Consider the following 14,096-nt stretch of genomic DNA (forward strand, 5'->3'; position numbering starts at 1 on the left):
GCGGGACGGGGGTGGGACGGAGGCCCACGCTGGCCCGTCCGCCCCCGCGCGGACCATTCGCCTTCGGGCGTATTTCCGCGTCCGCCCGGCGGTCCTACGGTGGCGTCGTCCCCGGCAGAGGAGAGGCGCCATGGGCAGCGGCCACCTGCGGGAGAAGGACGCCGAGCAGATCGTCCGCGTGATCGAGGACGGTCTCCGCGATGCCGCGGGACGCGCGATGCCGGACGCGCTGATGACCGGGCTGCAGGGCCTCGTGCCGTGCGACTGCGGCGTCAGCTACCAGCATCACCGCCCCGCCGTGCGGCAGACCGCCGTCATCCAGTGGACCCAGCTCGACGGGAGCGGCGGGCTCACCCAGCCCTGGCCCGATCTGCCCGACCACCCGTTCTGGCATTTCTGGCCGACGTCGATGTGCTCCTGGCCCCAGCGCATGGGCGACGTGCGCTCGGTCATCCACACCGGCGACTTCTACCCGACCGACCGCGACTGGTCGGCCGCCCCGATGCGCGAGTTCATGGGCGACGTCCGGTACTCGATGCTCGTCTCCCTGCCGGCGCCGCCGGGTGAGGCCCGCCGGGTGATCTTCCAGCGCGGCGCCGGCCCCGCGTTCACCGAGCGGGACCGGCAGGTGGCCGTCCTCCTGCGCCCGCACCTGCAGGAGATCTGGCTGGAGGCCGAGCAGAAGCGACGCGGCGTCCCGCACCTCACGCCGCGGGAGTGGGAGGTGCTGGAGCTCGCCGCGGCCGGGATGTCGTTCGCCGAGATCGCCGCGCGGCTGTTCGTCTCGATCGGCACCGTCCGCAAGCACATGGAGCACGTGCGGGAGCGCCTCGGCGTGCACAGCATCGCGGCCGCGGCCGCCGTCGCGCTGCCGCGGCCGCCCGCTCAGCGCGTGGGCAGGTAGCCGGTCACACGTGCTCCTCGGCCCGGATCTCCGGCTTGCGGCCGGTGGCCAGCAGGAAGACGAGCAGGCCGACGCCGATCGCGAGCCAGACGAAGCCGAGCCGCTGCGCGGCCACGTTGGCGTTGATGACGACGAACAGCAGGATGGCGAACCCGATCACCGGCACGGCGAGGTGCTTCCACCAGTCGTGGCTCTTGTTCTTGACCACGAAGTACCAGACCACCGAGAAGTGCAGCACGAGGAACGCGGTCATCGCGCCGAAGTTGACCAGCGTCGAGAGCAGCACGATGCCGTCGTCCCGGATCTCCCACATGTACAGGCCGAGCAGCAGGGAGATCGCGGCGACCACGAACGTGGCGTTCACCGGCACCCGCCGCGTCGCGTGCACCTTCGCGAGGAAGCCGGGCAGCTGCCGGTCGCGGGCCATCGCGAACAGCAGGCGCGAGGTGGCCGCCTGGGCGACCAGGGAGTTGGCGAAGCCCCAGGCGATCGCCGTGGCGATGGCGGTGAGCTTGGCCAGCCACGCCCCGCCGGCCACGCCGGCGGCGTCGTAGAACGCGGTGCCGCCCGGATCGCCGTTGGCGATCAGCCCCGCCGGGTCGGGCACGAGCAGCGCGGCCAGCCAGGTCTGCACGATGAACAGCGCGCCGGCCAGGGCCAGCGCGGCGATCATCGACTTGCCGATCGAGCGGGCCGAGTCGCGGTTCTCCTCGGCCAAGGTCGAGATCCCGTCGAAGCCCAGGAAGCTCAGCACCGCGATGGAGACCGCGCCGAGCACCAGCTGGAGGGAGAACGTGTCGCTGTTGTAGATCGGCGAGAAGTCGAAGCCGCGGCCCTCACCACGGGCCAGGGCCACGATCGCGATGACGATGAAGATCGCGAGCACGAGCAGCTCGCCGACCAGCATGATCTTGTTGACGCGGGCCGTGAACTCGATGCCGAGGTAGTTCACGACGGTGTTGAGGACGACGAAGACGACCAGCCAGACCCACACCGGGATCGTCGTCCAGATCGAGTTCATCGCGACCGCGGCGATCAGGTAGAGCAGCGCCGGCACGAGGACGTAGTCGAGCAGGATCATCCAGCCGCCGAGGAAGCCGACCCACTGGGCGATGCCGCGCCCGGCGTAGGTGTAGACCGAGCCGGCCATCGGGAAGGCGCGCGCCATCTGCGAGTACGAGACGGCGGTGAACATCATCGCCACGCCGCCGATCGCGTAGGCGAGCGCGATCATGCCGCCCGAGGCCTGGAAGACGCTGCCGAAGATGCCGAACGGCGCGATCGGCACCATGAAGATCAGGCCGTAGACGAGCAGGTCGGTGAAGGTCAGGGAGCGCTTGAGCTCCTGCTTGTAGCCGAAGGCCTCGACGCCGGCGCCCTCGGCGGACTCCGCCAGTGCAGGGGTGGTGGGTGGTTCGGGCACGGCGACCCCTCCTTCGAGATCCCCGGCGACGGCCGGGCGAGGGGAGAGTAGGCCCGATCAACCGCGTTCCAGGGCACGGAATGCGCGGTTCTGCGAGTCCGGATCAACCGATTCCGGCGGCGTCGTCGTCCGGGAACAGCACACCGAGGCCGAAGCGGGTGGGCCGGGCGAACGGCCGCCAGCGGTCGGCCGGCTGGGCCAGCCGGTCGGCGACCACCCACAGCACCGCGGGATCGAACCCCATGCCGAGGTGGCTGGCGCGGACGGCGACGTTCTCGCTGGTGGGGCCGGGCCGCTGCAGGCACGCCCGCCAGTCGACGACGCCGTCCCAGCGGGAGTAGACCGACGTGCTCGGGACGGGCGGCGGCCGGCGCGACCCGGCGACCTGCGCGAACGGCGAGCCCAGGGTGATCACCTGGCGGACCTGCGCGGACGTGTGCTGGGCCAGCCGCCGGGCGTAGATCCCGCCGAGGCTCTGCCCGACGACGCTGACCGGCGAGCCGTGCCGGCGGTGCAGCCGCTCCAGCAGCTGCGGCAGCGCGGTCAGGACCTCCTGCGTCGGGCCGCGGTTGCGCCCGAGCTCCCAGCCGACCACGGGGTAGCCGAGCCCGCGCAGCCACCGGCGCAGGGTTCCGGTCGAGAGGTCCGTCGCGCCCAGGCCGGGCAGGACCAGCACCGGGTGCCGGTCGCCGCGCGGGGCCAGGGTGAGCAGCGGCCAGGTCGCGGCGAACGCGCCGGCGCTGGCCATCGCGCGCATCGGCTCGGTCGCGGCGAGCAGCCCCCGGCGCCGGTCGTAGGGGACTCCCTGGGCGGACATCGGCACCTCCGTACGGCGTCGGACGACGGCTGGCTGCTACCCCGGGGCGGACGCCTCCGCACCCCCGGCATGACGCGGGTGGGACGACGGCGCGCCGCGGCGGCGGGGGGAGTGCACCGCCGTCATGCCGGCCGGGCCCGGGCGTCTTCATCTGCGAGGCCGGTGCGGGCACCCCACCCCGGCCGGGTGCACCGTGACCCTGCCCCGGCCGGGGCCCGCACCGGCCCGCCACTCCCGGTCACTGCCCGCCCGGGTAGTTCCGCCGCGTCATGTCGAAGGGCGCGAGCACCTCGAGGAAGAACTCCGAGGCCGCGGACGCCACCTCGGAGAGGTCCTCGCCGCCGCCCTCGCGCAGCAGCCCGAAGACGACCTCGTGGTGCACCCGGGCGACGTCGAGCAGGCTGAGCCCGCCGGCCATGGCGGCGCGGCCCAGCTCGTAGCCGCGCAGCAGGGCGGCTTCCTCCCGGCGCGGGAGGAAGCCCAGGAACGCCGCCCGGTAGTCCCGGAGCAGGTTCTCGACCGGGGTCATGGGCTGGCGCGTGCGCCCCGGCCGTCCAGGTAGGCCAGCCCCTCCTCCAGGTCGAGAGCTGTCGCGAGGGTGCCGGCGCCCATGCCGAGGGAGACCATGGCGAAGGCGACGTCGGGCTGGATGCCGACGATGACCGTGGTGGCGCCGCGCAGGCGGGCCATCTCCGCGACGGTGCTCAGCGTGCGCGTGCCGAAGGAGTCCAGCACGTCGAGGGCCGCGACGTCGATGATGACGCCGCGGGAGCGGTGCCGGCCGATCTGGTCGATCAGGTCCTGCTGGAAGCGCACCATCTCGGTGTCGTCCAGCGCGGTGTGGATCGATGCGATCAGGTACGGCCCCTGCCGCAGGATCGAGACGAGTTTGGGTCCGGCGGTCACGGACCCCCCACGCCATTGCCCGTGCTCACGCTGTATCCGAGCAACCGCTCGGCCTCCTCCAGCCCCCCTTGCAGGTCCCCGATCGTGTCCATCTTGCTCAGGTCGACGCCGATCGTGACCAGCGTCTGGGCGATCTCCGGCGAGAGCCCCGTGATGATGACGCTCGCACCCATGAGGCGTGACGCGTCGACCGTCCGGACCAGGTGGTTGGCCACGGCCTCGTCGACGTCCGGGACGCCGGTGATGTCGACGACGACGACCTTCGCCCGGTGCGTGCGGATGCCGGTGAGCAGCTGCTCGGTCAGCTGCCGCGCCCGCTCGCTGTCGAGGATGCCGATGATCGGCAGGATCAGCAGCCGCTCGCGCACCGGCAGGACCGGGGTGGACAGCTCGCGGATCGAGTCCTGCTGCTGGCGGATGACCCGCTCGCGCTCCTCCACGAAGCTGACCGCGACGGTGTTCGCGATCCGGTTCGCCGCCGGCTCGTAGGCGTCGAGCACCCGGTTGAGCAGGGCGAAGTCGCGCTGGTACTTCTCGAACAGCGACCGGGCGAGGACGTCGCGCAGCAGCAGCACGATCCCGACGACCTCGTTGGTCTCCACGCCGCGGGGGATGATCCGCTCCGACAGGTCGCGGGCGTAGCGCTGCAGCGCCTCGACGCTGCCGGTCTCGAGCACCTCGACGTAGTTGTCGTAGACCGAGGTCGTCTCGGCGGCCATCTCCTGCGGCGTCATCGCGTGCAGCAGGTGCGCGCCCTGGATGCGGTTGGCCCACTCCTGGCGCAGCTTCGTGCGGTGTTCGCGCAGGTGGGCCACGAGCTGGGGGAGCAGCTGGGCGCCGTCCGTGTCGTCGAGGGCCGTGCCCGGGCCGGGGACGCTGGCGACCCCACTGCGGTCCTGGTCCATGCTCATTCCTCTCCACGCCACTTCGTCATCGTCACGGTCGTCCCGCGACCCACCTCCGAGACGACGGCGAACTCGTCCATGAGCCGCCGCGCCCCCGGCAGGCCGAGCCCCAGCCCGGCGTAGGTGCTGTAGCCGTCGGTCAGCGCCTGCTGCACGTCGGCGATGCCGGGCCCGGTGTCCCGCGCCACGACGCGGATGCCCCGCCGCGGCTGCTCGAGCAGCTCGACGACGACCTCGCCGTTGTGCGCGAACCGCACGATGTTGCGCGCGATCTCGGACACCGCGGTCGCGATCATGGTCAGCTCGGTGGCCGGGAAGGACAGCCGCGCCGCGACCTCCCGCGCCGCCTGCCGCGCGGCCACGATGTCGGCGTCGACCCGGATCGGGATCCGCACCTCGTCGTCGCGGGGGTGGCCCCGCTCCAGCAGCGGTCGGCTCAGCCGCGCGCAGACGTCGCACTCGAGCAGGTGGCGGGCGGCGTCCACCTCCCGCTGCCGCCGGCGGTCGCCGCCGGACAGGGCCAGCAGCACCGGCCGGCACCGGTCGGTCGGGGGCTCGGTGCGCTCGAGCGCCAGGAGGTACTCGACGCGCAGCCGGGCCCGGGTGCGGTTGAGCTGGGCGGCCACGGCGCCGGCGGTGCTGCCGAGCTCGGCGGCCAGGGTGCGGGTGTCCTGCCCCGACACCTCGTGGGCCAGCAGGGTCTGCCGCTCGCGCTCGGAGAGCCGGGTCAGCGCGGCGGCGACGGCGGAGTGCTCCTCCTGCGCGAGGAGGTCCTCGTCCGGCACCTCCGGCGGGCGCAGGTCGACGACGCGGTGCTGGTTGCGGCGGTGGCGGTCCTGCTCGCGCCACAGGGACGCGACGACGTTGCGCGCGGTCACGATCGCGTACGGCTCGAGCATGCCGGGCTCGACCCGGCCGGTCGCCGCGAGCACCCGTGCGAGGGTCTCCTGGACCAGGTCGTCGACGGTGGCCTCGTCCGGCACGCGGGCGGCGACGATCCGCCGCACCATGGGGATCAGCGCGGCGACGTCGAGGGGTGGCCCGGCCCGGTCCTGGGCGTCGGTGGACTCCGCCGTCCCCACCTCCTGGACGCTACGCCCGGGCGGCCCCGGCGGCTTCTCGACGACGATCAGTCGGTCGGCGGCAGGACGCGGGGGAGGAACACCTCGTCGATCGGCCGCGGGCCGACGTACTGCCGGCAGGTGCACGGCACCCACGTGTGCCCGGTCCAGCGGCCGCGCTTGTCGTAGGCGTCGCGGCGCAGCTCGGCGTAGCAGGTGGAGGTCTCGGTGTCGTGCTGGCTGAGCGGGTGACCGCAGCCGCACACCGGCGTCACCGGCTTGGGTGGGGCGGGGGCGCGCCGCTGCAGCCGCCCGGCGACGAAGCCGATGGCCAGCAAGGCCCCGCCCACCAGCAGGCTGATCGGTTCCACCGGTGCTCCTCCCGTTCCGTCTCCTCTGACGGTAGCGCCGGACGGGCGGGAGGGAAGGGGTCAGCCGGTCGTCTTCCCGCGGCCGCTCACCGCGTCGCGCAGGTGGTCGAGCAGGCTCGCGACCGGGCCGAGCACCGTCCGCACGGTGGCGTCGTTGGGCGTCATGGGGTGCGCGCGGGTCGGCGCGAGCTTCTTGACGCCCTCGACCTTCTCGGCCATCTCGACCAGCTCCGCCTGGCTGAACGTGGGGCGCAGGTCGGCGAACATCCGGCCCTCCTCGTCCTCGACGTGGTGGCGGATCTCGCGGATGAGCGTCTGCACCTCGGTGTCGAACGTCGCGTCGTCCGGGTCCATCCGCTCGAGCCGCTTCATGGTCTCCTCGGCCTCGGCGTGCTCGTGCTTGGCGTGCTCCGCCTCGTCCTTGTCGACCTGCTTCTCGACCCGCGGATAGACCTGCGTCTCCTCGGCGACCGAGTGCTTGACCAGGCCGATCGTGACCTCGTCGACCAGGTCGCGCTTGCGGCGCAGGTCGTCGGGCCCGGTCCGGCCGACCAGCCCCTCAAGCTCCCGGAAGATGCGGTCGAACTCGCGGTGGTCGGCGGTGAGCAGGTCGACGACGTCGCGCTGCTGGGTGTCGGTCATGACGCCTCCTCGGGACTGCCCGGAAGGACGGCGGGGACGGCTTCCCCGCCGCCCCCTTTCCCCGCCACGACCGGCTCGAACCCCGCGGCGCGACGGCGTCCGGTGTCGTTCGATCGTGGCGATTGATCGCTTGTGATCCGGGGCACAAGGAGGCCGTGGAGAGCTACGCCGTCGGGTTCGCCCGACCCGACCGCTGGTCCCGGGGGAGGCCGGCGGAGCAGAACTGCCCCTGGCATGCCGTCGAGGCGCACCGCCCGCCGGCCGAGCTGGACGGGGAGGTGGAGCTCGCGGTGTGCGGGGCCATCGTGCAGGTGTGGGGCGCCCAGAAGTGGGACCGCGTCGGCACCGGCCGGACCGCCTGCCCCGAGTGCGCCCGCCTCACCGCCGTGCTCCCCGTCCTGAGCGCCACCGGCTGACCGGTCCGCGTCCGAGCGGCGTCAGCGGCGGTCGGGACGGCGGCCGCTGATCGCCGACAGGCCGGTGATCTCCCGGCCGACGATCAGCGCCTGCACCGAGTCGGTGCCCTCGAAGGTGAAGATCGCCTCCATGTCGGCGTGGTGCCGGGCGACGTGGTGGTCGAGCAGGATCCCGTCGCCGCCGAGGATGTCGCGCGCGTCGGCCACGATCGCGCGCGCCTTGGCCGCGTGGTTCATCTTCGCCATCGACGCCATCGCCGCGGTCATCCGGCCCTCGTCGGCCAGCTTCGACAGCCGCCAGCACATCAGCTGCATGCCGGTGATCTCCGCCAGCATCCGCGCCAGCTTGTCCTGCACCAGCTGGTAGCCGGCGATCGGGGAGCCGAACTGCTCGCGGCGCAGCGCGTGCGCCAGCGCCAGCTCGTAGGACGACGTCGCCAGGCCCAGCGCCCGCCAGGCGACGGTGTAGCGGGTGCGGTCGAGGACCTTCGAGACGTCCTTGAACGACGCGCAGTGGGCCAGCTTGTTCTCCACCGGCACCCGGACGCCGTCGAGGGTGATCTCGGCCTGCCACACCGCGCGCAGCGCCGTCTTGCCGGTCATGACCGTTGCCGTGTAGCCGGGGGTGCCCTTCTCGACGACGTAGCCGCCGACCGCGCCGTCCTCGCCGCGGGCCCAGATGAGCACGTAGTCGGCGATCGAGCCGTTGCCGATCCACTTCTTCTGCCCGTCGAGCACGTAGCTGTCGCCGTCCCGGCGGGCGGAGGTCTCCAGCGCGACGGCGTCCGAGCCGTGCCGGGGCTCGGTGAGGCCGAACGCGCCGATCTTCTCCAGGCGGGCCATCTCCGGCAGCCAGCGCTCGCGCTGCTCCTCGTCGCCGAGCAGCGCGATCGACTGCATGGCCAGGAAGCTGTGCACCCCGTAGAAGGTGCCGATGCTGCCGTCGGCGCGGGCCCACTCCGCGGCGACCAGCCCGGCGGCGACCGCGCTCATGCCGGGGGAGCCGTAGCCCTGCACGGTGCCGCCGGAGATGCCGAGCTCGGCGATCTTCGGCACCAGCTCGAACGGGAACTCGGCGCGCTCCCAGTACTCGTTGATCCGCGGCGTCACCTCCCGCTCGCAGAAGGCGCGGACCCGGTCGCGGATCTCGATCTCCGCGGGCTCGAGCAGGTCCTCGATCGCGTAGAGGTCGGTGGTCGGCGAGGTCACGCCGCGACGCTAGTGCGCCGCCGTGATCACCGCGCGCCGTCGACCCGCTGAGCAGGGCGGGGACGGCGTTGACCCGCTCACGCACCGGGTCGACACTGACCGGCGCGCGGAAGGAGCCCGCCATGTCGTGGAACCTGAGGGGCAGCTACACGGAGACCTGCTCGTGCGAGCTGATGTGCCCGTGCAATCTCTCGCTCGACCACGGCGCCACCTACGACTTCTGCCGGGTGACGCTCGTGTTCAACATCCGCGAGGGGCAGATCGAGGGGACCGACATCGCGGGGCGGAAGGTGGCCGTCATCGCCGACACCCCGAAGGTGATGACCGAGGGCAACTGGCGCGTCGGGGTCTTCATCGATGACCAGGCGAGCAACGAGCAGTTCGACAAACTGGTCCAGGTCTTCGGTGGGCAACTCGGCGGCCCGATGGCCGCCATGACACCGCTCGTGGGCGAGATGCTCGGGGTGGAACGGGCACCGATCGAGGTGACCGACGACGGGCTGCGGCACGCCGTGCGCGTCGGGGACGCGATTAACTTCGAGATCCAGGACATCGTGCCGTTCGGCAAGGAGGACGGCCGGCCGGTCCGGTTCGACGGCATGTTCCACCCGCTGGGGGTCTCCGACCTCACGATGGCCGAGGCGCAGCGGTCCCGGATCGACGCCTTCGGCATCCGGTACGAGGGCAAGACGGGGTTGTCCTACTCGGACTTTTCCTGGGCCGCCTGACCCGATGACCGCGTCGGCGCCGGCAGGGGCCCCCGCGGGCCTCGCTCCCGCCTCCGCCGCCGTGCGGGTGCGGCTGGGGCTGGTCGCGCTGCTGTTCGCCCTCGCCGCCGTCGGCTGGTGGTGGACGGTCCGCGAGATGCGCGGCATGGACGAGGGCCCGTGGACCCGCCTCGGTGCGCTCGGCTGGTTCCTCGGGGTCTGGGTCGTGATGATGGCCGCGATGATGTTCCCGTCGATCGCCCCGACGGTGGCGCTCTACTCCCGCATGACCCGCTCGCGCGCGCCGTTCCAGCCGCTGGTCTTCGCGGCCGGCTACCTGCTCACGTGGGTCGTCGCCGGCCTGGTCGCCTTCGCGGCCGTGGCGCTGGTGAACCGCGCCGCGGGGGACGTGCTCGCCTGGGACCGCGCCGGCCGGTGGGTCGCCGGCACCACGCTGATCGTCGCCGCGGTCTACGAGCTCACCCCGCTCAAGGACGTCTGCCTCGGCAAGTGCCGCAGCCCGCTGGGACTGCTGCTCGGCTCGTGGCGGGACGGGCCCACGGGCGCGCTGCGGATGGGCGCGCAGAACGGCGCCTGGTGCGTCGGGTGCTGCTGGGCGCTGATGGCGTCGCTGTTCGCACTCGGGGTGATGAGCGTCGTCTGGATGGCGGTCGTCGCCGGGATCATCGCGGTGGAGAAGACGCTGCCCTGGCGGCGGGTGGCCACCTACGGGACGACTGTCCTGCTGCTCACGCTCGGTGTCCTGATCCTCGCCGCTCCCGGAGCGATCCCGGCGCTCACGGTCCCGGCTGGCGACCAGATGATGGCGCCGTAGTCACGCGGAGGTGAGCAGCCCCCGCACGTAGGCGGCCTGGCCGGCGTGCTGGAGGTCGTCGGAGAGCACGCTGACCAGCCGGACGCCGAGGGTCACGGGCGGGTCCCACCGCTCGTCGACGACCCGGTCGAGGTCCTCGTCGCTCAGCCCGGCCAGGTACTCCGCCGTCCGGGCGTGCACCGCGGCGGCGTACTCGAGCAGCAGGTCGGGGGAGTCGACCCGGACGGCGGCGACGTCGTCCGGGCCGAACCCGTAGCCGGTGGCGTCGTCGTCGAAGGGCAGGCCGAAGCGCCCGGCGAACCCGTCGGCGGTCCACACCTGGTCCCGGCCGGCCACCTCGGCGACGTGGTCGTCCTGCACGCGGACGAGGTGCCACGCCAGCCAGGCGATGGTGTTGGCCTCGGGCTCGACGCGGGCGGTGAGCTGCTCGGCGGTCAGCCCGTCGAGCGCCCGCCGCAGTGTCTGCTGGATCCGTTCGTAGCCGTCGATCAGCACGTCCCGGCTTCGCATCACGCCTCCTCAGCCCAGGCCGAACGTGCGGACTATCAGCCAGATCAGCCCCACGATCACCGCGATCGAGACCACCAGGACCGTCACCACCGGGACGACGACCCACCGGCGCTTGAACCGCCGCCGGCGGGGAGGCGCGGCCGGCGGGCGGTCCGCGACGGGGCCCGGGCCGGCCTGGCCGCGCGGTTCGCGGCGGCGCCCCGCCAGCGAGTCGCGCGCGTCGCGGGCGACCGAGCCCAGCACCGCCTTCGACGCGGCGGCAAGGATCTTCAGGTCGGCCTGGTCGAAGCGGTGCACCGAGCCCTCGCTCGGGATCGGCGGCGGGGGAGGGGGCGGCGGGGTCTCCGGCGCGGCGGCCGGCTGCGCGTCACCGGCCAGCACCGCCTCCAGGCCGCTGCGTGCCTGCTCGGCGGTGCTGCGCCGGGCGGGGTCCTTGGCGAGCAGCCCCCGCAGCACGGGCTCCAGCGGACCGGCTCGCACCATCGGCGCCGGGTGCTCCGACACGACCGACATCGCGGTGGCCATCGGCTCGCCGCGGCCGAACGGCGGGCGCCCCTCCACTGCCGCGTACAGCGTGGCGCCGAGCGACCACAGGTCCACCGCCGGCCGCGGCTCGTCGCCGTGGATCCGCTCCGGCGCCATGTAGGACGGCGAGCCGATCAGCGCCCCCTGCGTGGTCAGGCTGTCGTCCCCGGTCGCCGTGGCGATGCCGAAGTCGGTGAGGCAGGCGTGCCCGCTGCGCTCGACGAGCACGTTGGCCGGCTTGACGTCGCGGTGCACGATCCCGGCGGCGTGCGCCGCCTCCAGCGCGGAGAGCACGTCCAGCCCGATCTGCGCCACCGCCTTGGGCGAGAGCGGGCCGCCGTGCTCGAGCATCCGCTGGAGGCTGTCGGCGTCGACGTGCTCCATGACCAGCCACGGCTTGCCGCCCTCCTCGACGACGTCGTAGACCGTGGTCACGCACGGGTGGTCGAGCCGGGCGGCGGCGCGTGCCTCGCGCAGGGTCCGCTCGCGCAGCACCTGGCGCTCCTCGTCGGTGGCACCGATCGCGAAGGTCAGCTCCTTGATCGCGACCTCGCGGCCCAGCGTCCGGTCGGTGGCCCGCCAGACGATGCCCATGCCGCCGCGGCCCAGGACGTCGGTCAGCGCGTACCGGCCGGCGAGGACCCGGTCGGCGGGCGCTGCCTCGGCGCTCATGGGCGGACGGTACGCCGGAATCGGACGGCCGAAACCCGTTACGGCTGCTGGTCCTCGGTGCCGGTCGCGGAGTCGCTCTGCGCCTCCATCTCCGCGGCCTGCTCGGGTGTCTCCTGCTCGAGGGCGATGTCGCGGGGCTCCGGCAGGCTGCGCTCGACCGGCTCGTTCGGCTCGGGTGTGGTCATGCTGCGAAGCCTGCCGCAGTCGCGGCTCATCCGCCGGGTCGGACCAGCCCCGACTCGTAGGCCAGCACGACGGCCTGCACCCGGTCGCGCAGGTCCAGCTTGGTCAGCACTGCGGTCAGGTGGGTCTTCACGGTCGACTCGCCGAGGAACAGCCGGGCGGCGATCTCGGCGTTCGACAGCCCGGTCGCGACCAGCGCCAGGACGTCGCGCTCCCGCGGGGTGAGCCGGGCGAGGCGGTCGTCGGCGCGGGGGACCGGCGTCCGGGCGAACTCGGCGATCAGCCGCCGGGTGACCGATGGCGCCAGCAGCGCCTCCCCGGCGGCCACCACCCGGATCGCGTGGACCAGCTCGTCCGGCGGGGCGTCCTTGAGCAGGAACCCGCTGGCCCCGGCCCGCAGCGCCTCGAAGACGTACTCGTCGAGGTCGAAGGTGGTGAGGACGACGACCCGCGTCCCGGGCTGCCCCGCCAGCAGCCGCGCGGTCGCCTGCAGGCCGTCCAGCCGCGGCATCCGGATGTCCATGAGGACGACGTCCGGCCGGGTCCGCCGCGCCACCTCCAGCGCCTCGAGCCCGTCGGCCGCCTCGCCGGCCACCGCGATGCCGGGCTCGCCCTCCAGCAGCCGCACGAACCCGGCGCGCACGAGCGTCTGGTCGTCGACGACGAGCACGGAGACGCTCACGCCGTGCCCACCGGCAGCCGCGCGCGCAGCCGGAACCGCCCGTCCGGCTCCGGCCCGGCCTCCAGCGTCCCGCCGTGCAGTGAGACCCGTTCCCGCAGGCCGACCAGCCCGTGGCCGCCGGGAGCCGGCGGACCGGCGGGACACGGGTTGACGACCTCGACGACGAGCGCGTCGGGGCAGTGGTCGAGGCGCAGGTCCGCGGCGCCGCCGCAGCCGTGCTTGCGCACGTTGGTCAGCGCCTCCTGCACGATCCGGTAGGCGGCGAGGTCGAGGGCGGCCGGCAGCTCCGCCGGTTCGCCGCGCACCTCCAGCCGCACGTCCAGCCCGCCGCCCCGGGCCGCGGCCAGCAGGCCGTCGAGCTCGCGCAGGGACGGCGGCGGGCGGCGGTCGGCGGCCGGGTCGCCGGCGCGCAGGACGCCGAGCATGCGCCGCAGCTCGGTCAGCGCCTCTCGGCCGGCGGTCTCGATGTCGGTCAGCGTCCGGCGCGTCGTCGTCCCCTGGGGCACCGCGCGGGCCTCCGCGGCGGCCTGCACGACCATGACCGTGACCGCGTGGGTGACGACGTCGTGCAGTTCCCGGGCGATCCGGGCCCGCTCGGCCGCCGCGGCGCGCGCCGCCTCCTCCGCCCGGCCGGCCTCCGAGGCCGCCGCCCGCTCGGCCGCCGCGACGGCCTGCTGCTGGCGCAGCCCCACCACCCGGCCGACGCCGAAGGCCAGGGTGAACAGCACCCAGGACGGGATGACGTCGCTCCACGACCGCCCGGCGAGCACGGCCGGCACGTCCGTGGAGACCAGGAAGGCGACCATCGCCACCGCCACGGCCCACGCGGACCGCGCCCGCGGGACGGCGGCCGCGCTGAAGGTGACCAGCAGCAGCGCCACGGCCGGCGAGAACGGCGGCTGCGGCTGGTCGCCGTAGAACAGCAGCAGCCACAGCCAGGCCGCGCCGAGGACGACGGCGAAGACCGGCAGCGGGTGCCGGCTGCGCCAGGCGAGCGGCACGCACACGAGGACGAGGAAGGCGGCGTCCACCAACGGTGGCGCGACGAGGTCCGACTCGCTCGCCGGCAGCGCCACCAGCGCGTAGAGGCTGCCGCCGAGCAGCGCCGCGGCCAGCAGGGGATCGACCCAGCGCTGCGCCCGCCGCCAGTCGGCCATGGCGAACGGTAGGCCGCCGGACCCCCGCCTGACCTCCCCCTGGGGTACGAGGACCGGCCCGGAAATCCCCTCCTCCAGAAGGAGTGCCCGGACCGCCGGGGCGGAGGCGCGCACGGGGTCCGCGTCCCTAGCGTTCTGCCGTCTCCGCGGCCCCGGACGCCGCGGACGGAT

Annotated in this window: 18 protein-coding genes; 4 read left to right on the top strand and 14 right to left on the bottom strand. The window is 73.7% G+C overall.

The annotated features are described in order from the left end of the window. The first annotated feature begins 130 nt into the window (after window positions 1–130). Entirely contained in the window at window positions 131–904 is a 774-nt protein-coding gene (locus AB3388_RS09975; protein WP_495410611.1) for a helix-turn-helix transcriptional regulator, read from the top strand. A gap of 4 nt (window positions 905–908) precedes the next feature. Here AB3388_RS09975 and AB3388_RS09980 read toward each other — a convergent pair whose 3' ends face one another. The 8 genes from AB3388_RS09980 to AB3388_RS10015 form a co-directional block, all read right to left on the bottom strand. Then, a complete protein-coding gene (locus tag AB3388_RS09980; protein WP_495410612.1) occupies window positions 909–2,327 on the bottom strand; it encodes an APC family permease in 1,419 nt (472 codons plus the stop codon). Between the two features lie 103 nt (window positions 2,328–2,430). After that, on the bottom strand, window positions 2,431–3,144 hold the full coding sequence (locus tag AB3388_RS09985) for an esterase/lipase family protein (RefSeq protein WP_495410613.1): 714 nt from the start codon (window positions 3,142–3,144) through the stop codon (window positions 2,431–2,433). 238 nt (window positions 3,145–3,382) lie between these two features. Beyond that, complete coding sequence (locus tag AB3388_RS09990) at window positions 3,383–3,673, bottom strand: phosphatase RsbU N-terminal domain-containing protein (RefSeq protein WP_495410614.1); 291 nt, start codon at window positions 3,671–3,673, stop codon at window positions 3,383–3,385. Continuing rightward, window positions 3,670–4,050: an STAS domain-containing protein gene (locus AB3388_RS09995; protein WP_495410615.1), complete on the bottom strand. Its 381-nt coding sequence runs from the start codon at window positions 4,048–4,050 to the stop codon at window positions 3,670–3,672. The genes AB3388_RS09990 and AB3388_RS09995 overlap by 4 nt, the downstream gene beginning before the upstream one ends. Continuing rightward, entirely contained in the window at window positions 4,047–4,955 is a 909-nt protein-coding gene (locus AB3388_RS10000; RefSeq protein ID WP_495410616.1) for an STAS domain-containing protein, read from the bottom strand. The genes AB3388_RS09995 and AB3388_RS10000 overlap by 4 nt, the downstream gene beginning before the upstream one ends. Window positions 4,956–4,957: 2 nt before the next feature. Then, a complete protein-coding gene (locus AB3388_RS10005; protein ID WP_495410617.1) occupies window positions 4,958–6,037 on the bottom strand; it encodes a sigma-70 family RNA polymerase sigma factor in 1,080 nt (359 codons plus the stop codon). Between the two features lie 47 nt (window positions 6,038–6,084). Further along, window positions 6,085–6,387 carry a hypothetical protein gene (locus AB3388_RS10010; RefSeq protein WP_495410618.1) on the bottom strand — a complete coding sequence of 101 codons (303 nt, stop codon included), beginning with the start codon at window positions 6,385–6,387 and terminating at the stop codon, window positions 6,085–6,087. A 60-nt stretch (window positions 6,388–6,447) separates the two neighbouring features. Next, window positions 6,448–7,029, bottom strand: coding sequence for a hemerythrin domain-containing protein (locus AB3388_RS10015; protein WP_495410619.1), 582 nt, complete (start codon window positions 7,027–7,029; stop codon window positions 6,448–6,450). Window positions 7,030–7,184: 155 nt separating this feature from the next. Between AB3388_RS10015 and AB3388_RS10020 the strand changes: the two genes are divergently transcribed. Continuing rightward, on the top strand, window positions 7,185–7,445 hold the full coding sequence (locus AB3388_RS10020) for a hypothetical protein (RefSeq protein WP_495410620.1): 261 nt from the start codon (window positions 7,185–7,187) through the stop codon (window positions 7,443–7,445). Between the two features lie 21 nt (window positions 7,446–7,466). Here AB3388_RS10020 and AB3388_RS10025 read toward each other — a convergent pair whose 3' ends face one another. Continuing rightward, the gene (locus tag AB3388_RS10025; protein ID WP_495410621.1) at window positions 7,467–8,654 is read right to left on the bottom strand and encodes an acyl-CoA dehydrogenase family protein; all 1,188 of its coding nucleotides are present in this window, start codon (window positions 8,652–8,654) and stop codon (window positions 7,467–7,469) included. 122 nt (window positions 8,655–8,776) lie between these two features. Here AB3388_RS10025 and AB3388_RS10030 point away from each other — a divergent pair, with 122 nt between their 5' ends. Further along, window positions 8,777–9,382 (top strand): DUF1326 domain-containing protein, encoded by a 606-nt coding sequence (locus AB3388_RS10030; RefSeq protein WP_495410622.1) that lies wholly within the window; start codon window positions 8,777–8,779, stop codon window positions 9,380–9,382. Window positions 9,383–9,386: 4 nt separating this feature from the next. Beyond that, the gene (locus AB3388_RS10035) at window positions 9,387–10,196 is read left to right on the top strand and encodes a DUF2182 domain-containing protein (protein ID WP_495410623.1); all 810 of its coding nucleotides are present in this window, start codon (window positions 9,387–9,389) and stop codon (window positions 10,194–10,196) included. Here AB3388_RS10035 and AB3388_RS10040 read toward each other — a convergent pair whose 3' ends face one another. Genes AB3388_RS10040 through AB3388_RS10060 form a run of 5 tightly spaced genes read right to left on the bottom strand, consistent with a single transcriptional unit; the run spans window position 10,197 to window position 13,925 of the window. Next, window positions 10,197–10,706 (bottom strand): mycothiol transferase, encoded by a 510-nt coding sequence (locus tag AB3388_RS10040; RefSeq protein WP_495410624.1) that lies wholly within the window; start codon window positions 10,704–10,706, stop codon window positions 10,197–10,199. A gap of 9 nt (window positions 10,707–10,715) precedes the next feature. After that, window positions 10,716–11,903 (bottom strand): serine/threonine-protein kinase, encoded by a 1,188-nt coding sequence (locus AB3388_RS10045; RefSeq protein WP_495410625.1) that lies wholly within the window; start codon window positions 11,901–11,903, stop codon window positions 10,716–10,718. Window positions 11,904–11,941: 38 nt separating this feature from the next. Continuing rightward, window positions 11,942–12,088 (bottom strand): hypothetical protein, encoded by a 147-nt coding sequence (locus AB3388_RS10050; protein WP_495410626.1) that lies wholly within the window; start codon window positions 12,086–12,088, stop codon window positions 11,942–11,944. Between the two features lie 26 nt (window positions 12,089–12,114). Further along, window positions 12,115–12,768, bottom strand: coding sequence for a response regulator (locus AB3388_RS10055; RefSeq protein WP_495410627.1), 654 nt, complete (start codon window positions 12,766–12,768; stop codon window positions 12,115–12,117). After that, window positions 12,765–13,925: a sensor histidine kinase gene (locus tag AB3388_RS10060; RefSeq protein WP_495410628.1), complete on the bottom strand. Its 1,161-nt coding sequence runs from the start codon at window positions 13,923–13,925 to the stop codon at window positions 12,765–12,767. The genes AB3388_RS10055 and AB3388_RS10060 overlap by 4 nt, the downstream gene beginning before the upstream one ends. Between the last annotated feature and the right edge of the window lie 171 nt (window positions 13,926–14,096).

It is taken from the genome of Geodermatophilus sp. SMS 5-13, assembly GCF_059428245.1.